We start from the raw sequence: 18309 nt of genomic DNA, 5'->3' as shown, positions 1-18309 counted from the left end.
TCCGGAACCGGCGGATTCCAGGCAGGCACCATCCGAAGGGGAGGACCATGACCGTACCGGACGTCAGGCTGAACGACGGGGCCATGATGCCGCAGCTCGGCTTCGGGGTGTTCCAGGTGACCGACGAGGAGGCCGAGCACGCCGTCGAGGTCGCGCTGCGCGACGGCTACCGCAGCGTCGACACCGCCAGCGCCTACGGCAACGAGGAGGGCACGGGCCGCGCGCTCCGTGCCTCCGGGCTGCCGCGCGAGGAGCTGTTCATCACCACCAAGCTGTGGAACAGCGACCAGGGCCACGACCAGACGCTCCGCGCGTTCGACGCGAGCATGCGCCGCCTGGGCCTGGACTACCTCGACCTGTACCTGATCCACTGGCCGATGCCCGGCCACGACACCTACATGGACACCTGGCGGGCGTTCGAGAAGCTGAAGGAGGACGGCCGGATCCGCTCGATCGGCGTCTCCAACTTCACCGTCGACACGCTGCGCCGCGTGATGGACGAGTCCGGCACGGTGCCCGCGGTCAACCAGATCGAGCTGCACCCCTACTTCCAGCAGGACGAGCTGCGCGCGTTCCACCGGGAGCACGGCATCCACACCGAGGCGTGGGCGCCGCTCGGCCAGGGCCAGGGGCTGCTGGACGACCCGGTGCTCGCCCGCATCGCGGAGGCGCACGGCCGGACCCCTGCGCAGGTGGTGCTGCGCTGGCACCTGCAGATCGGCAACGTGGTGATCCCGAAGTCGGTGACGCCGCGGCGGATCGCCGAGAACATCGACGTGTTCGGCTTCGACCTCGGCTCGGACGAGATGAAGGCGATCGGCGAGCTGGACAGGGGCGCCCGGGTCGGCCCCGACCCGGCCACGTTCGAGATGGCCTGACGGCCCCGTCCGAGACGGCCTGACGGTCCCGCCGCGCGGCGCGGCGGACCGGCGTCAGCGCTTCTCGCCGACGCCCACCAGCCCGGCGAACCGCTCGCCGTCGGTCCGCACCCCGCCGTCCAGCCACTCGCGCGGTCCGGTCAGGCCGGGCGGCAGCAGCTCGAACCCGTCGAAGAAGCCGCGGATCCGCGCGCGCGGCCGGGCGCCGAGGGGGGCGCTGGCGTCCGCGTAGACCCGTTCGGCCTCCGCCATGGCCTCCGGGAACGCGTCCGAGGCCAGGTGGGACAGGACGAGCCGGCTGCCCGGCGCGAGCGCGTCGCGGTAGCGGGCGACGAGCGCGGCGGGGTCCTCGGCGTCGTCCACGAAGTGGAGCACCGACACCAGCATCACGGCCACCGGCTCGGAGAAGTCGATCATCTCGCGGACCGTCGGGTGCGCCATGATCTCGTCGGGCCGGCGCAGGTCGCCCCGGACGAACCCGACGCGCGCCGCGTCCGCCAGCAGCGCCCGCCCGTGCGCGCACACGACCGGGTCGTTGTCGACGTAGACGGTCCGCGCCTCCGGGCGGACCTCCCGGACGGCCTCGTGCACGTTCTCCCGCGTCGGGAGCCCGGACCCGAGGTCGAGGAACTGCGCGATCCCGGCCCGTGCGGCGTCCCGCACGGCGGTGCGGAGGAACGCCCGGTTCAGCCGCACGCCGCGCACCACCCGGCCCTCGGAGATCTCCACGATCCGCGCGGCGGCCTCCCGGTCGGCGGCGAAGTTGTCCTTGCCGCCGAGCCAGTAGTCGTACATCCGCGCGACGTTGGGGGTGCCGGGGTCGAGATCCGCGGTGGCGTCGGTCACGCGGACATGATCCTCTGGCCGCCGGGGGCGGGCAACCGGAACGCCGGAGGCGGTCAGGGGCGGCGGCGCCAGGCGGCGAGGGCCGCGTCGACGTCGGCGCGGATGCGGTCGCGGGCCTCGCGGCGCGGCACCCCCGCCATCAGCAGGGCGTCATAGCCGGTGTCGAGATGCCGGATCGAGGCGATGACGGCGAGCGTGACGGCGTCGGCGTCCAGGTCGCGGCCCGCCGCGGTGCGGCCGACCCGGCCGCTGCCGCGCAGCCCGGCGTGCCGGGCGATCTCCTCGGCGCGGCCCGCGGGGCAGCCGGGGAACAGCCGGACGATCTCGGCGGCCATCCGGGCCTGGAAGTCGGCGTCCTGCCCGGCGCGGCGCTCCCGGTCGCGCTCGCGGCGGCGGGCCCGCGCGTCCTCGTCGGCGAGGCACTGCTCCTCGGCGCGCTCCAGCGCCGCCTCCTCGACCAGCACGCCGCGCCGCTCGTAGCGCTTGCGGCGCCGGTTGTGCTCGACGACGACGGCCGACAGCCCGCTCTCCTTCTTCGCGCGGCGGCTCAGCGCGGCGTTCCCGGACGCCAGGAACACCAGGTGCCCGAGGTCGGCGCAGTCGAGGCAGAGCGGCGCGCCGTCCTCGGCGACCTGGAGGCCGCCGGGAGCGCGGCATCCCGGGCACGTCCAGTCGCCCGGCGGCATCAGGACGGTGATGTCGGGCGCCTTGGCCTGCCGGGCGGCGAGGCGCTCGCGCTGCGCGGGCGTGAGGTCGGGGGACAGCCAGTGCGTGCGGTGGTCGCGCTCGGCGGCGTCGTGCCCGGCGGCGGTGAAGCGCAGCTCTCGGTGGTCGCGGGTGGCGGCGCTGTAGGGGGTCTCGGCGGGCTCCAGGCCGTTCGCTTCGGCCCAGGCGCGCAGGGCGCGCAGCGCGGCGGCGATCCTGTCGGGCCGGACGGTCATCGCGGCGTGCAGGTGGTCGTGCCGTCCCTGCCGCCACTCGTCGACGGTCGCGGTCCGCAGCCAGCCGAGCCGGACGAACACGTCCACGGGCGCCACGGCCCGGGACCGCTTCAGCAGCTCTCCGGCGGCGTCCGACACCCGGCGCGCCAGCCGGGACCCCTGCACCTCGCTCACGGCGCCCCACGCTATAGGACCTCTCGGACGATACCCGCCGACCTGCATCGATGACGGAAAGTCATGCGGCGTAGCGTTCCGTACATGGGGGATGATCGGGCGAGCTGGACCGGTCCGGGCGGTCTGCGGGTGACGGCGGTGCGGTTGTCCGGGGCGCACGGGGTGTGGGCCGCGCTCGCGGGCGTGCGCGGCGCCGACGCGTACCTCGTGACGAGGAACGGCCGGATCGTCGGCTACTACGCCACCGTGGAGGAGCTGGCGGGCGTGCTGGACCTGGCCGAACTGCGCGCCGACTAGGACCCCGGTCCGGGGCGTCGGCCGGGGCGGTTCTCGGGAGATTTCAGGCATCTGCCGCTTGCGGGAATGCGGTCGGTCGTGTAATCGTTTACAACACCACGATGTAATCGTTTACACGATCGTTTCCATGGGAGGTGCGCCTTGGCCGGGGTCAAGGACGTCGCGCGGCTCGCCGGCGTCTCCGTCGCGACCGTCTCGCGCGTCCTCAACGACAGCGCGTCGGTCACCGAGGCGACGCGCGCCCGCGTCCTCGCGGCCGTGGACGAGCTCGGCTACCGGCCGAACGCCGTCGCGCGCTCGCTGCGCACCGACACCACCCGCACGATCGGGCTGGTGATCGGCGACATCCTCAACCCGTTCTTCACCGAGCTGGCCCGCGCGATCGAGGACCGGGCGCGGGCGGCCGGCTACTCGGTCGTCATCGGCAACGCCGACGAGCGCCCCGAACGCCAGGACCACTACGTCCGGACCCTCCTGGAGCAGCGGGTCGACGGCCTGCTGCTGTGCCCCACGGCGGAGATCACGCCGCTGGTCCGCGACGTCGTCCGGGACGGCGGGCCGCTGGTGTTCCTCGACCGGACCCTGCCGGGGCTGGACGTCCCGACGGTCCGCGCCGACGGCACCGCCGCGATCGGCGCGCTGGTGGCGCACCTCGCGCGGCTCGGGCACCGGCGCATCGCGTTCGTGTCGGGCCCCGCGCTGCTGTCCACCGGCCGCGAGCGGACCGCGGCGTTCCGGGCGGCGCTGCGCGCCGCCGGGCTCCCCGTCCGGCCCGAGTACCTGGAGGCCGGCGACTTCCAGGCGGCCAGCGGGCGGGCCGCCGCCGCCCGGCTGCTGGACCTGCCCGAACCGCCCGAGGTGATCTTCGCGGGCGACAACCTGATGGCGCTCGGCGCGCTCGACGAGATCCGCGCGCGCCGGCTGGCGATCCCCGGGGACGTGGGGATCGCCTCCTACGACGACGTCCCGTGGTTCACCCATGTGGACCCGCCGGTCACCGCGATCGGCCAGCCCGTCCAGGAGCTCGGCCGGCGCGCGGTGGGGGCGCTGCTGGAGCGGATCGAGGGCCGCCCGGTGGAGCCGGTCGTGCTCGACGCGCGGCTGGTCGTGCGGCGCTCCTGCGGCGAACCCGGCGACGAACGAAACGGAAGCGAAGGGAGTGGCCGCCCATGAGCCTGCCTGCCGACGATCTGCCGGGCCCCGGGGAGATCCTCCGGGTGCGCGGGCTGCGCAAGGCGTTCCCGGGCGTGCTCGCGCTCGACGGCGTCGACTTCGGCCTGCGGCCCGGCGAGGTGCACGTGCTCCTCGGCGAGAACGGCGCCGGCAAGAGCACGCTGATCAAGACGCTGTCCGGCGCGCACCGGCCCGACGCCGGGACGATCGAGGTGGACGGCCGCGAGGTCGCGATCCGCACGGCGCAGGACGCCGAGCGGCTCGGCATCGCGACCATCTACCAGGAGTTCAACCTCGTCCCGGAGATGACGGTCGCCGAGAACCTGTTCCTCGGCCGCCAGCCGCGCCGGTTCGGGCTCCTCGACCGCCGGGCGATGAACGCCGCCGCGCGGGACCTGCTCGCGAAGGTCGGCGTCGAGGCCGATCCGGACGACCGGATGGCGGGCCTCGGCATCGCGCGCAGCCAGATGGTGGAGATCGCCAAGGCGCTGAGCCTGGACGCCCGCGTGCTGATCATGGACGAGCCGACCGCGGTGCTCACCACCGGTGAGGTCGACCGGCTGTTCGGCATCGTCGCGCGGCTTCGCGAGGAGGGTGTCGCGGTCATCTTCATCACCCACCACCTGGAGGAGATCCCGCGGATCGGCGACCGCGTGACGGTGCTGCGCGACGGCAGGTCCGTCGCGGAGGTGCCGGCGGACACGCCCCGCGACGAGCTCGTCCGGCTGATGGTGGGCCGCTCGATCGACCAGCAGTACCCGCGCGAGCGCACCGAGGCCGGCCCGCCGCTGCTCCAGGTCAAGGGCCTGACGCGGGACGGCGTGTTCGAGGACGTGTCGTTCGAGGTCCGCGCGGGGGAGGTCGTCGGGCTCGCCGGGCTGGTCGGCGCCGGCCGCACCGAGGTCGCCCGCGCGATCTTCGGGGCTGACCGTCCCGACCGCGGCGAGGTCATCGTGGGCGGCAGGTCGCTGCCGCCCGGCGACGTCCCCGCGGCGTTGGAGGCCGGGGTCGGGCTCGTCCCCGAGGACCGCAAGGGCCAGGGGCTGGTGCTCGGCGCCGACGTCCAGGAGAACCTCGGCCTGGTGACGCTCGGCCGCGCCGGCCGCGGCGGCCTGGTCGACCGGGCGGGGCAGCACCGGGACGCCGGCCGGATCGCCGCGAGGCTGAACGTCCGGATGAGCGGGCTGCGGCAGGAGGTCCGGACCCTGTCGGGCGGCAACCAGCAGAAGGTCGTGATCGGCAAGTGGCTGCTCGCCGACGCGAAGGTGCTCGTGCTGGACGAGCCGACGCGCGGCATCGACGTCGGCGCGAAGGTCGAGATCTACGAGCTGATCAACGCCCTCACCGCCTCCGGGCACGCGGTGCTCATGATCTCCAGCGACCTGCCCGAGGTGCTGGGGATGAGCGACCGCGTCCTGGTGATGGCGCGGGGCCGGCTGGCCGGCGAACTGCCGGCGGCCGAGGCGACGCAGGACGCGGTGATGGCGCTGGCCGTCGCCGGGCCGGGCGGCGCCGGGGAGAACGCGGAGGAGAACGATGTCCACTGAGACGTTGCGCAAGCGGCCGCAGGGGCCGCGGTCCGGCGGTGCGGCCCTGGCCGCCGGCCGGCTGCTGGGCGAGAACGGCGCGCTGGCCGGCCTGATCATCCTGGTGGTCGCGCTGGCCATCGCGTCCGGTGACTTCCTGACCGTCACCAACCTGCTGAACGTCGGGGTCCAGGCGGCGGTCGTCGCGATCCTGGCGTTCGGTTCGACGTTCGTCATCGTCACCGCCGGGATCGACCTGTCGGTCGGCGCGGTCGCCGCGCTGTCGGCGGTGGTGCTGGCCTGGACGGCGACGCAGCACGGCCTGGCATGGCCGCTGGCGCTGGTCGCCGCGGTCCTCGTCGGCCTCGTCGCCGGCCTGGTCAACGGGGCGCTGATCACCTACGGGAAGCTGCCGCCGTTCATCGCGACGCTCGCGATGCTCGGCGTCGCGCGCGGTCTCGCGCTGGTGATCTCGGGCGGCAGCCCGATCGCGTTCCCCGGCGCGGTCACCCACCTCGGCGACACGATCGGCTCGTACCTGCCCGTCCCGGTCATCGTGATGATCGTGATGGGGCTGCTGACCGCGCTGATCCTCGCCCGCACCTACAGCGGCCGCGCGATGTACGCGATCGGCGGCAACGAGGAGGCCGCGCGGCTGTCGGGCATCCGGGTGGACCGGCAGAAGCTCGTCACCTACGCGCTGGCCGGCGCGTTCGCGGCCGTCGCCGGGATCGTGCTGGCGTCCCGGCTCGCCTCGGCGCAGCCGCAGGCCGCCAACGGCTACGAGCTGGACGCGATCGCCGCCGTCGTGATCGGCGGCGCCAGCCTGTCCGGCGGCAAGGGCCGGGCGTTCGGCACCCTGGTCGGCGCGCTGATCCTCGCGGTGCTGCGCAACGGCCTGAACCTGCTGTCGGTGTCGGCGTTCTGGCAGCAGGTCGTCATCGGCGTCGTGATCGCGGCGGCGGTCCTGCTGGACACCGTCCGGCGGCGCGGCCTGCGGGTCCGGCCCGCGACGTTCTGGGCGGGCGGCGCCGCGGTCGTCGCGGTCATCGTCGCGCTCGCCGCGGTCGTCGCCACCACCGGCGGCAACGACTCCAAGTCCGGCGGCGCGGCCGGCGGCGGCTCGGTGAGGATCGGGCTGTCGGTGTCCACGCTGAACAACCCGTTCTTCGTCCAGTTCCGCCAGGGTGCGCAGGACGAGGCGAGGAAGGTCGGCGTGAAGCTGACCGTCGGCGACGCGCAGAACGACGCGTCGCAGCAGGTCAACCAGGTGCAGAACTACACCAGCCAGGGGATGAAGGCGATCATCGTCAACCCGGTCGACTCCGACGCCGCGGCGCCCGCGGTGAAGGCCGCGAACCGGGCGGGCATCCCCGTCGTCGCCGCCGACCGCACCGTCAACGGCGCGAAGGTCGAGCAGCTCGTCGCGTCCGACAACGTCGCGGGCGGCAAGGACGCCGCCGCGGAGATGGCGCGGCTGCTCGGCGGCAAGGGCAAGATCGTGGTGATCCAGGGGCAGCCCGGCACCTCCGCCTCCCGCGAGCGCGGGCAGGGCTTCAGTGAGGGCCTCAAGCAGTACCCGGGCATCCAGGTCGTCGCCAAGCAGCCCGCCGACTTCGACCGGACCAAGGGCCTCGACGTCATGACGAACCTGCTCCAGTCGCACCCCGACGTGAACGGGGTGTTCGCCGAGAACGACGAGATGGCGCTCGGCGCGATCAAGGCGCTCGGCGGCAAGGCCGGAAAGCAGGTCAAGGTCGTCGCGTTCGACGGCACCCCGGACGGCATCAAGGCCGTCCAGGCCGGCACCCTGAACGCGACCGTCGCGCAGCAGCCCCGGCTGCTCGGCAAGATGGCCGTGGACAGCGCGCTCAAGGCCGCCAGGGGCGGCGAGCTGGTCGCCAACGCCCCGGTGCCGGTGAAGATCGCCACGCCGGAGAACGCCGCCCAGTTCGCCACGCAGTAGAAGGGGAGTGCCGTGCCGGAACAGTACGACGTCGTCGTGGTCGGCTCGGTCAACGCGGACCTCGTGGTCGGCGTCGACCGGCGGCCCGCGCCGGGGGAGACCGTCCTCGGCTCCGACCTCGCCACCCACCCGGGCGGCAAGGGCGCGAACCAGGCGGTCGCCGCCGCCCGGCTCGGCGGCCGGGTCGGGATCGTCGGCCGCGTCGGCGACGACGGGCACGGCGCGCTGCTGCGCGGCGCGCTCGCCGAGGCCGGCGTGGACCTGGCGCACCTGGCCGTCACGCCGGGCCCGAGCGGCGTCGCGCTGATCACGGTCGGGCCGGACGGCGACAACAGCATCATCGTCTCGCCCGGCGCCAACGCCCGGCTCACCCCGGACGACGTCGCCGCCGCCCGCGACATGATCGCCGCCGCGTCCGTGGTGACGTTCCAGCTCGAGGTGCCGATGCCCGCGATCGAGGCCGCCGCCCGGGCGGCGGCCTCGGCGGGCGCCCGCGCCGTGCTGAACCTGTCGCCCACCGCGCCCGTCCCCGCCGAGGTCCTCGCGGTCTGCGACCCCCTCGTGGTGAACGAGCACGAGGCCGCCTGGCTGCTCGGCGGCCCCGGCGCGGCGGACGGGGCGGACCCGGAGCGGATGGCGGCGGCGCTGCTGGGCTCGGGTCCCCGCTCGGCCGTCATCACCCTCGGCGCCGACGGCGTCGTCGTCGCCGACGCCGAGGGGACGGCGCGGATCCCGTCGCCGAAGGTGGAGGCCGTCGACACCACGGGCGCGGGCGACGCGTTCACCGCCGCGCTCTGCCTGCGGCTCGCCCGCGGCGACTCCCTGCGCGACGCCGCCCGCTACGCCACCCGCGTCGGCGCCGCCGCCGTCCGCAGGCCCGGCGCCCAGACCTCCTACCCGACCCCCGACGAGCTCCCCGCCTGACCGTCGACCTGCGGCGCGCCGCCCTCATGAGGCACCTCACGGGGGCGGCGCGCGGTCACGCGGGTGCGGGTCAGCGGGTGGTGCGGGCGCGGAGGCGGTAGAGGTCGTCGGCGACGTCGTGCACGTCCGCGCCCAGGTCGAAGGCGCTGAACAGGTGCAGGTCGTCGGCGGTCTCGATCTCCAGCATCCGGGTGTGCAGCAGCAGCCGGCGGCGCTCGTCCACCCGGATCGCGGTCACCGCCTCCCACGGGACGCGGCGATGCCCCGCGTAACCGGTGACGACCGTCACGCCGTCGCGGTCGGCGGCCACCCGGACGGGCGCCAGCAGGTCCCGCAGCGCGACCCCCGCGAGGCCCAGCGCCGCGACGCCCGCCAGCAGCAGCCGCTCCGAGTCGCCGCCGCCGAACGCGGCGACCGCCGCGACCGCCACGGCCGCCGCGCACTTGGCCGCGACGACCTTGGGCGGCACCCGCCAGCGCCGCGACTCCTGCCCGTCCATGCGCCCACCGTAGTGGCAAGGGTGTTCCGTCCGGTGAAGGCCGGTCTGGCGTCCCCGCCGCGCGGGTGTCCGCTACCGTCGGGGACATGCGACTCGGCGTGCTGGACGTGGGCTCGAACACGGTGCACCTCCTGGTGGTGGACGCCCACCTGGGAGCGCGCCCGCTGCCCGCGTTCTCCCACAAGGCGGAACTGCGCCTCGCCGCGCACCTGGAGGACGGCGACCGGCTGTCGGAGCGGGGCGAGCGCCTGCTCCGCGAGTTCGTCGACGAGGCCCTGCAGGTCGCCGAGGACAAGGGCGTCGAGGACCTGGTCGCGTTCGCCACCTCCGCCATCCGCGACGCCGCCAACGGCGAGGAGATCCTCGACCGCATCCGGGAGGAGAAGCGGATCGGCATCGACGTGCTCTCCGGCGAGGACGAGGCGCGGCTGACGTTCCTCGCCGTCCGCCGCTGGTTCGGCTGGTCGTCCGGGCGGCTGCTGGTGGTCGACATCGGCGGCGGCTCCCTGGAGATCGCGTCCGGCATCGACGAGGAGCCGGACGCGGCGTTCTCGCTGCCGCTCGGCGCGGGCCGCCTCACCCGCGACTGGTTCACCGCCGACCCGCCGCCCGCCGACGAGGTCCGCGCGCTGCGCCGGCACGTCCGCGCGGAGATCGCCCGGCACGTCGGGGAGGTGTCCCGGTACGGGCCCGCCGACCACGCGGTGGCCACGTCGAAGACGTTCCGGCAGCTCGCCCGGATCGCGGGCGCGGCCCCCTCGGGCGATGGACCGTACCAGCGGCGCGTCCTCCAGGACACCGACCTCACCGACTGGACCGAGAAGCTCGCGCAGCTGACGTCCGCCGTGCGCGCGGAGCTGCCCGGGGTGTCGGAGTCGCGGGCGCCGCAGCTGCTCGCCGGCGCGATCGTCGCCGACGCGGCGATGGACCTGTTCGAGCTGAAGGAGCTGGAGATCTGCCCCTGGGCCCTGCGCGAGGGCGTCATCCTCCGGCGCATCGACCATGCGTCGCCCCTGGCGCCGGGCCGCTAGACCGCCCTCCGCCGCCCGGTGCCGCGTGCGCGGGCCGCGGGCCTCACGACCAGCTCGGATGGCCGAGGACCTGCCCGGCCGGGGTGACGACGCGGTCGCCGGTGCCGTCGGCGCGGACGGCGTGGACGACCGGCGTGCCGACCGGGCCGCTGACGTAGCAGAGCCAGCGGCCGTTGCGGGACCAGCCCGCGTCCATGGCGTGGGCGCCGCCCGTGGTGAGCGGGTGCGGGGCCGAGCCGTCGGCGTTCATCACCCAGATGTCGCTCGTCGCGGAGGGGCCGTGCGTGTAGGCGATCTTCGAGGCGTCCGGCGACCACTCCGGGTCGACCGAGCGGACGCCGTCCTTCGTCAGCCGCGTCCAGGGCCGCGACGGGTGGTCGGGGTCGAGGGTGTAGATCTGCTCGGCGCTCTCCTTCCTGCTCCAGAAGGCGATCCGCCCCTCGGCCGACCACATCGGGTCGTCCTTGGCCGAGTCGTCGCCGGTGAGCCGGGTGACCGTGCGGGTGTCGAGGGCGATCGCGTAGATCTGGTGGGTCCCGGTGGTGTCGCCGACGCCGCTGCCGCCCATGAAGGCGAGGCGCTTGCCGTCGGGCGACCAGGTCACGCGCCCGCCCGCGATGTCGGTGACCTTCCGCAGGCCGGTCCCGTCGGCGTTCATGACCCACGCGGAGGTCGTCCCGCCGCTGGACCGGCTGAACGCGATGCGGGCGCCGTCCGGTGAGCGCTCCGGCAGCGTGTCGCAGGCCGGCCCGCTGACGAGGGTCTTCGGCGCGGCGGAGCCGGGCGTGTAGGTGCCGATGTCGGCGTGGCAGTCCTTCGGCCAGCCGGGAGCGGTGTCGATCCGCACCAGCATGGGGTCGGAGGGGAACCCGGTGGCGGGGGCGGCGCCGCTGCCCTTGTCGTGGTTGTCGGGACGGGTGAGGTAGTAGGCGCCTCCCGCCGCGACCAGGGCGACCGCGAGGGCGGCGCCCGCCACCGCGATCACCGGCTTGCGGCGGTCGTGCCGTCCGTGCGGCACCGTCACGGGCGGCGGGCCGGTCTCGGGGGAGGGGTACGCCTCGTGGGACGGCGTGGTCCGGGCGTGCGGGATCTGCTGCCGGCGCTCGCTCTCGGGCGCCGGAGCGGTCTGGGCGAGCTCGTTCGCGGGCGCCGTCGCGGGATGCGCCACCGGCCCGCCGCCCCCGCCCCCGGGCGGGTGCGGCAGGGGCGCCGCGCCGCCGGGGTCGCGGGACGTGACGTCCGGCCGGGGGACCGGCGGGGTCGTCCACGACGCGCCGAGCGTGTGCGACACGTCCGCCTCGCCGGCGCCGCCGACCAGGTTGAGCAGCAGGTCGCGGGCGCTCGGGCGCTGGGCGGGGTCCTTGCGCAGCGCCGCCCGGACGAGCCCGGCCAGCGGCTCCGGCACCGGTCCGAGCTCCGGTTCGGCGTGCACCGCGCGCGCCGCCATGAGCTCGAACGACCCCTGCCCGAACGGGTTGCGGCCGGTCGCGGCGAACGCGACCAGGCAGCCCCAGGCGAACACGTCGACCGCCGTGGTGATCCGCTGCGCGGTGATCTGCTCGGGCGCGAACCAGCCGGGGGTGCCGACGACCTGGCCGGTCCGGGTGTGCGAGGACGCGGCGTCCAGCGCCCGCGCGATGCCGAAGTCGATCACGCGCGGGCCGGAGATGGACAGCAGCACGTTGCTCGGCTTGAGGTCGCGGTGCACCAGGCCCGCGCTGTGGATCGCGACCAGCGCGGCGGCCACGCCGACCGCGACGCCGTGCAGCATCCCGGGCGACAGCGGCCCGGTGGCGGTGACGTGGTCGAGCAGCGACGGCCCCTCGATGTACTCGGTGACCATGTAGGCGAGGCCGAGGTCGTCGCCGTGCTCCAGCACCTGCGCGGTGCAGAACGACGCGACCCGCTGGGCGTGCGCGGCCTCGTCGTGGAACCGGGCGAGGAACATCCGGTCGCCGGCGAGGTCCGGGCGGACGACCTTGACCGCGACGGCGCGCCCGCCGGGATCGCGGCCGAGGTACACCGCGCCCATGCCGCCCTCGCCGATCCGGGCCTCGATCCGGTACCGCCCGACCCGCGTCGGATCGTCCGGTCCGAGCTCCCGCGGCGCGGGTGCGGTGGGCCGTGGCTGCGAGCGTGGGCTCTCCATCGGCGATCTGCCTTTCGCCGGAGCCGCGCCTTGGCGGCCGCCTCCACGGCGGCACGCGACCCTCTCCGTGACAACGATGACACATGTGGGACGCGCCCGGCAGGGCCCGCGTTCGGCCCGCGATCAGTGGAAGTTGCGGGCGCGGACCCGGCCGGGGACGGGGAGGCGGCGCAGCCGGGTGGCGCGGACGTTGGTGACGCCGTCGGCGCGTTCGAGGCGCCCGCCGACCAGCAGCGCCTGGGAGTCGACCGCGAGGCCGCGGTGCCGCTGGAACACCTGCGGCGGGCAGACGACGTTGATGATGCCGGTCTCGTCCTCCAGCGTCATGAACACGATGCCGCTGGCGGTCGGCGGGCGCTGCCGGTGGGTGACCAGGCCCGCGACGACGACGTTGGTGTCCGACGGCGTCGCGGCGAGGCGTTCGGACGACAGGGCGCCGAGCTCGTCGAGCGCCTCCCGGACGTGCGCGACGGGATGGGTGTGGGAGACGCCGGTCGCCCACAGGTCGGCGAGGGTCTCCTCGATCGGCGTCATCGCCGGCAGCGCGGGGGCCGCCGCGCCGGGCGTGACGCCTTCGAGCTGGCCGGGGCCGGTGCCGGCGAGGGCGCCCGCCGCCCACAGCGCCTCGCGCCGCGTCATGCCGAGGCAGCCGAACGCACCGGCGGTCGCGAGCGCCTCCAGCGCCGCCGCCGGCAGGGGGACGCGCCGGGCCAGATCCTCCATGCTCGTGTAGGGGCGTCCGGCCGCGATCAGCTCGGCGGTGTCCTCGCCGAGGTTGCGGATGCCGGCGAGGCCGACGCGGATCGCGGGCTGCGGCGCGGCGGGCGCGTGCGGATGGTCCGACGCCACCTCGACGGGCTCCTCCAGCGTCGGGTGCACGTCGCTGGCGTTGATGTCGACGCCCCGGACGACGACGCCGTGCCGCCGCGCGTCCGCCAGCAGCGACTGCGGGCTGTAGAAGCCCATCGGCTGGTTGCGGACGAGCGCCGCCGTGAACGCGGCGGGGAAGTGCCGCTTCAGCCAGGCGCTCGCGTAGACCAGGTGCGCGAAGCTCTGCGCGTGCGACTCGGGGAACCCGAACCCGGTGAATCCCAGGATCTTCTCGTAGACGTCCTCGGCGACATCGGCGGGGATGCCGCGCTCGGCCATCCCGTCCAGCAGCCGCTCGCGGAGCCGCTCGACGCGCTCGGGCGCGCGCTTGGCGCCCATCGCCTGCCGCAGCTGGTCGGCCTCGTTCGGGGTGAACCCGGCGCAGTCCACGGCGAGCTGCATCATCTGCTCCTGGAACAGCGGGACGCCGAGCGTCCGCCGCAGCGCCGGCTCCATCAGCGGGTGCGGGCACGTGGCGGGTTCGAGGCCCTTGCGGCGCCGCAGGTACGGGTGGACGGACCCGCCCTGGATCGGGCCGGGGCGGATCAGCGCGACCTCCACCACCAGGTCGTAGAACTCGCGCGGCCGCAGCCGGGGCAGCGTCGCCATCTGCGCGCGCGACTCCACCTGGAACACCCCGACGGTGTCGGCGTCGCACAGCATCTCGTAGACCTCGGGGTCCTCCGGCGGGATCGACTGGAGGTCGTGCCGCTGCCCGTGGTGCCCGGCGACCAGGTCGAAGCAGTCGTGCAGGGCCGCGAGCATGCCGAGGCCGAGCAGGTCGAACTTCACCAGGCCGGCCGCCGCGCAGTCGTCCTTGTCCCACTGCAGGACGCTGCGGTTCGGCATCGTCGCCCACTCGATCGGGCAGACCTCGCCGACGGGGCGGTCCGCGATGACCATGCCGCCGGAGTGGATGCCGAGGTGCCGGGGCAGCGCCAGCATCCGCCCGGCCAGCTCCGTGACGGGCGCCGGGATGTCGGCCTCCGACCCGACCGGGTCGCGCGGGTCGATGCCCTTGGACCACGCGTCCTGCTGGCCGGGGGAGAACCCGAGCGCGCGCGCCGCGTCCCGGACGGCCATGCGCGGCCGGTAGCTGATGACGTTCGCGACCTGCGCCGTGCACTCCCGCCCGTACTTGCGGTAGACGTACTGGATGGCCTCCTCCCGGCGCCGGTGCTCGATGTCGAGGTCGATGTCGGGCGGTCCGTCGCGCCCGGGGGACAGGAACCGCTCGAACAGTAGCCCGTGCCGGACGGCGTCGACGCCGGTGATGCCGAGCGCGTAGCAGACCGCCGAGTTGGCCGCCGACCCGCGCCCCTGGCACAGGATCCCCTCCCCCCGGCAGAACTCCACGATGTCGTGGACGATCAGGAAGTAGCCGGGGAAGTCGAGCTGCTCGATGACGTCGAGCTCCTTGGCGATCTGCGCGTACGCGCCGGAGACCCGTTCGCGCTCCGGCGGCCCGTACCGCTTCAGCGCGCCCTCCTTCACCAGGTGCCGCAGCCAGGTCGCCTCGGTGTGGCCGCCGGGGACGGGCCAGTCGGGCAGCCGGGGCGCGACCACGTCGAAGCCGAACCGGCACTCGCGGCCGAGCTCCGCGGTCCGGTCGAGGACGCCGGGGAAGCGCGCCAGCCGCGCCGCCATCTCCGCGCCGCTGCGCAGGTGCGCGGTGCCGCTCGCGGGCAGCCACCCGACCATGTCGTCCATGCTGCGGCGCGCCCGCACCGCCGCCATCGCCTGCGCCAGCCGCGCGTCGCCGCCCGGCGCGGCGAAGTGCGCGTTGTTGGACGCGACGACGCCCGCCCCGACCCGTGCGGCCAGCGCGAACAGCGCGTCGTTGCGCTCGTCGTCGTCCGGGTGGCCGTGGTCGACCAGCTCCACGAACACGTTGTCGCGGCCGAACATCCCGATCATCCGGCGCAGCTCCCGCTCGGCCGCGTCCGGGCCGCCGGACTCCAGCGCCGCCGGGACCGGCCCCTTGCGGCACCCGGTCAGCACCGCCCACTGCCCGCCGTGCGCCCCGGCGAGCGTGTCGAGGTCGTACACCGGACGGCCCTTGCGCCCGCCCGCGAGCTGCGCCCCGGTGATCGCCGAGCAGAGCCGCCCGTAGCCCTCCGGGCCACGCGCCAGGACGAGCAGGTGGCGGCCCGCCGGGTCGGGCTCGCCGGTCTGCGGGCCCGGCAGCCCGAGGCTCAGCTCCGCGCCGAACACCGTCCCGATGCCCGACTCGTGCGCCGCCTGCGCGAACTGGACCGCCCCGTACATCCCGTCGTGGTCGGTGATCGCCATCGTCTCGACGCCGAGCCGCGCCGCCTCCGCGACCAGCGCGTCCGGCGAGCTGGCGCCGTCGAGGAAGCTGAACGACGAGTGGACGTGCAGTTCCGCCCACCGCACGCCGCCCTCGACGCGCCGCGGCGCCTCCGGCGTCTCCTGCCGCGCCTCGTCCGGCGCCCCGTCCGGCGGGCGCTCACCGGACCGCCACGACAGCCGCTCCTCGAACTCCCGCCACGGGATCGCCGGATTACTCCACCCCACAACGCACCCCCGAGTGGCTTGAGGTGCGGCTAGTCATAGGCGGCCTCCACGTGCCAGCGGCGGCCTTCAACGGCCAGGAGGTACGCGGCGCCGTCCTCGGTGACGATCTGGAAGCGGGCGCGGCGCCGCGCGTGCGCGGGGTCCCACCAGCGCTCGTCCGCCGGCCACGGGCCCGTCCACCCGGTCACCGCCGCCGGGCGGCCGCCGAGCAGCAGCGCGGCCGGCGGCGCCGACACCGCGCAGCGCGCCGACACCTCCACCGGCGCGCCGTCCGCGTCGAGCAGCTCCGCCTCCGGCGCCGCGACCGGCACCACGGCGGGCGCGGGCGCGGTCAGCCGCCCCGGCCACGGCCCGTCCGGCAGGCCCGCCGGCGGCAGGTCGCCGACCGGCACCCGCACGACCTGCTCGCCCGGCCCGCGCCCGCCCGCCAGCACCGGACGGGTGATCGCGCCGTGCCCGAGCAGCCCCTGGATCCGGTCGGCGGCGCGCGCGACGCGGTCGGTGACGGCCGTCCGGCCCCACAGCGCCTCCTGCCGCCCGCCGTCCGGGACGAGCTGGTCGGGCGTCAGCTCCAGCCAGGTCACGCCGCCCCACACGGCCTCCTCTCCGGCGGGCGCCTCGATCCCTTCGGGGTCGGTGCCCGCCGCCGGGCGCCCGTCCCGCCACGCCGACAGCTGCCACCGCACCCGCTCGGCGACCGCGAGCGCCGACAGCCGCCCGTCGTGCCGCCACAGCCGCCGCAGGACGTGCCCGTCGGCGAACCCGGCCTCGACCTCCAGCCGCACGCACGCGAGCCCGCCCGCCGCGAGCCCCTCGTGCAGCTCTCCGGCCAGCCGCTTCGCCGTGAACACCACCTGCTCGGCGTGCTCGGCGGGCGGATCGAACGCCGCGCGGACCGACAGGTCCGCCGCCGCGCGGACCGGCGCGATCGGGCGCGGCTCCTCGCCCCGCGCCAGCCGGTGCGCGAGCGCCCCGTCCGCGCCGAACCGCCCCGCGACGTGCCCGGACGGCAGCTCCGCGAACGCCCCCAGCGTCCTGATGCCGAGGCGCGCCAGCAGGTCGGCCAGCTCCGGGCGGTCCAGCACCGACAGCGGGTAAGGCGCGAGGAACGCCGCCGCGCCGCCCTCCGGCACGACCGCGCCGCCCTGCCCGGCGCGCGCGGCCAGCTCGGCGGCGAACAGGCCGTCCGCGATCCCGGACCCGCAGTCGTACCCGGCCTCGACCACCGTGTCCTGCACCAGGACCCGCAGCGCCTCCTCGCCGCCGTAGAACCGCGCCGGGCCCCGCGCCGCGATCGCGCACAGCCCCGGCCGGACCACCTCGACCCTCGGGGTCAGCTCCGCGACCGCCTCCACGACCGCCTCGAAGAGCCGTCCTTCGGCGTCGGTGTCGCGCTCCCGCACCACCAGGTCGGGGCAGCGGCGCTGCGCGTCCCGCAGCCGCTGCCCGCGCCGGACGCCCCCGGCCCGCGCCGCCGCCGAGCACGCCGCGATCCGCCCCTGGACCACCACCGCCCCGGCCGTCCCGGCGTCCACCCCGACGGCCGTCACGGGCCAGTCCGGGCACCACACCGCCAGCACCCGCGTCACGCGATCCCCTCCCTGACGGCGACGGCGGCCGGCGCGCCGTCGCGGCGGGTGTGGACCGGCGCGCCGTCCTGCACCGCGGGCGGCGGGACGATCTCCAGCGGCCGCCGCGCCGGGGCGGCGGGCAGCACGGTGCCGTCGGCGGCGGGCAGCCACAGGTCCGCGCGGCGGCCCCGGCCCGGGGCGTCGCGGCCTTCGGCGACCACCCGGGCGCGGCGGCCGCGCAGCCGCCCGTGGCCGTCGCCGACGCCCTCCCAGGCGACGCCGTCCAGGCGCAGGCGCAGCCGGACGCCCGGCCAGTCGCGGGCGTACGGGCCGGTCAGCGTGAGGACGCAGCCGTGCTTGCGGGCGAGCGCGGACAGCCGGCGGACGGCGGCGGCGCCGGGACGCTCCGGCGGGCACAGCAGCACCAGCTCGACCGCCTCGGCCAGCGCGGCGACGACGTCCGGCCAGCGGTCGCCGGGGTCGTCGACCAGCAGCAGCCGCTCGGGCTCGGCGCCCATCCCGGCGGCGGCGACGACGCCGAACGACGGGACGCCGACGATCCCGCACCAGCCGCCCGCGCCGTCCTCGCCGCCGTGCCGCGAGACGCCCGCGACGAGCGCGAGGGCCAGCGAGGCCGCGCCGGGCCCGTCCAGCCCGACGAGCGCGCCGGGACGCAGCCCGCCGGGGATCACCGGGCGCAGCGCGGGCAGCACGGGGACCGCGCGGGCGGGCGGCGCGGACGCGTGCTCCAGCGATCTCGCCAGGTCCCGCAGCGCCGCCTCCGGCACGGTCGTCCCTCCTCTCGCGCCCTCCGCCTAATTTCGAACACGAGTTCGACTCCTGTCAAGTTACCGCAGGTCACGGTATGGATGTCCGGGACGGCCCGGGGCGGCGAAAAGCCTTGCCCGGTACGGCCTCGCGGCGCC

General features: G+C 75.9%; 14 protein-coding genes. 7 read left to right on the top strand and 7 right to left on the bottom strand.

Going from position 1 to position 18309, the window contains the following annotated elements; all coding sequences use genetic code 11:
* Nucleotides 1-47: 47 nt before the first annotated feature.
* Complete coding sequence (locus J4557_RS00330) at nt 48-878, top strand: aldo/keto reductase (protein WP_208264262.1); 831 nt, start codon at nt 48-50, stop codon at nt 876-878.
* Between the two features lie 54 nt (nt 879-932).
* On the opposite strand, the gene J4557_RS00325 is transcribed toward J4557_RS00330, so the two are convergent.
* Together J4557_RS00325 and J4557_RS00320 are read right to left on the bottom strand one after the other, a co-directional pair.
* The gene (locus tag J4557_RS00325; protein ID WP_208264261.1) at nt 933-1724 is read right to left on the bottom strand and encodes an SAM-dependent methyltransferase; all 792 of its coding nucleotides are present in this window, start codon (nt 1722-1724) and stop codon (nt 933-935) included.
* Nucleotides 1725-1777: 53 nt separating this feature from the next.
* Nucleotides 1778-2839 (bottom strand): DUF2293 domain-containing protein, encoded by a 1062-nt coding sequence (locus J4557_RS00320; protein ID WP_307799228.1) that lies wholly within the window; start codon nt 2837-2839, stop codon nt 1778-1780.
* A gap of 84 nt (nt 2840-2923) precedes the next feature.
* On the opposite strand from J4557_RS00320, the gene J4557_RS00315 reads away from it, so the two are divergent.
* From J4557_RS00315 to J4557_RS00295, 5 genes are all read left to right on the top strand, one after another.
* The gene (locus J4557_RS00315) at nt 2924-3136 is read left to right on the top strand and encodes a hypothetical protein (RefSeq protein ID WP_208264259.1); all 213 of its coding nucleotides are present in this window, start codon (nt 2924-2926) and stop codon (nt 3134-3136) included.
* Between the two features lie 141 nt (nt 3137-3277).
* A complete protein-coding gene (locus tag J4557_RS00310; protein WP_208264258.1) occupies nt 3278-4309 on the top strand; it encodes a LacI family DNA-binding transcriptional regulator in 1032 nt (343 codons plus the stop codon).
* Nucleotides 4306-5856: a sugar ABC transporter ATP-binding protein gene (locus J4557_RS00305; RefSeq protein WP_372442423.1), complete on the top strand. Its 1551-nt coding sequence runs from the start codon at nt 4306-4308 to the stop codon at nt 5854-5856. The genes J4557_RS00310 and J4557_RS00305 overlap by 4 nt, the downstream gene beginning before the upstream one ends.
* Nucleotides 5846-7801 carry an ABC transporter permease/substrate-binding protein gene (locus tag J4557_RS00300; protein ID WP_208264257.1) on the top strand — a complete coding sequence of 652 codons (1956 nt, stop codon included), beginning with the start codon at nt 5846-5848 and terminating at the stop codon, nt 7799-7801. The genes J4557_RS00305 and J4557_RS00300 overlap by 11 nt, the downstream gene beginning before the upstream one ends.
* 12 nt (nt 7802-7813) lie before the next feature.
* A complete protein-coding gene (locus J4557_RS00295) occupies nt 7814-8725 on the top strand; it encodes a ribokinase (RefSeq protein WP_208264256.1) in 912 nt (303 codons plus the stop codon).
* A 70-nt stretch (nt 8726-8795) separates the two neighbouring features.
* On the opposite strand, the gene J4557_RS00290 is transcribed toward J4557_RS00295, so the two are convergent.
* Nucleotides 8796-9224, bottom strand: coding sequence for a PH domain-containing protein (locus J4557_RS00290; protein WP_208264255.1), 429 nt, complete (start codon nt 9222-9224; stop codon nt 8796-8798).
* An 86-nt stretch (nt 9225-9310) separates the two neighbouring features.
* On the opposite strand from J4557_RS00290, the gene J4557_RS00285 reads away from it, so the two are divergent.
* Entirely contained in the window at nt 9311-10255 is a 945-nt protein-coding gene (locus tag J4557_RS00285) for a Ppx/GppA family phosphatase (protein ID WP_208264254.1), read from the top strand.
* A gap of 43 nt (nt 10256-10298) precedes the next feature.
* Here J4557_RS00285 and J4557_RS00280 read toward each other — a convergent pair whose 3' ends face one another.
* The 4 genes from J4557_RS00280 to imuA' all read right to left on the bottom strand — a co-directional run bounded on the left by J4557_RS00280 (nt 10299) and on the right by imuA' (nt 18171).
* The gene (locus tag J4557_RS00280) at nt 10299-12404 is read right to left on the bottom strand and encodes a protein kinase domain-containing protein (protein WP_208264253.1); all 2106 of its coding nucleotides are present in this window, start codon (nt 12402-12404) and stop codon (nt 10299-10301) included.
* 123 nt (nt 12405-12527) lie between these two features.
* Complete coding sequence (locus tag J4557_RS00275; protein WP_208264252.1) at nt 12528-15812, bottom strand: error-prone DNA polymerase; 3285 nt, start codon at nt 15810-15812, stop codon at nt 12528-12530.
* A gap of 29 nt (nt 15813-15841) precedes the next feature.
* Nucleotides 15842-17401, bottom strand: coding sequence for a DNA polymerase Y family protein (locus J4557_RS00270; RefSeq protein ID WP_208264251.1), 1560 nt, complete (start codon nt 17399-17401; stop codon nt 15842-15844).
* Entirely contained in the window at nt 17398-18171 is a 774-nt protein-coding gene (gene imuA' / locus J4557_RS00265) for a DnaE2-dependent mutagenesis accessory factor ImuA' (protein WP_307799227.1), read from the bottom strand. Before imuA' ends, J4557_RS00270 begins: the two co-directional genes overlap by 4 nt.
* Between the last annotated feature and the right edge of the window lie 138 nt (nt 18172-18309).

It is taken from the genome of Actinomadura nitritigenes (genome assembly GCF_017573545.1).
Taxonomy (GTDB): Bacteria; Actinomycetota; Actinomycetes; order Streptosporangiales; family Streptosporangiaceae; genus Spirillospora; species Spirillospora nitritigenes.
The sequence above is the reverse complement of the archived record's forward strand: the minus strand, read 5'-3'. Positions and strand labels throughout refer to the sequence as shown.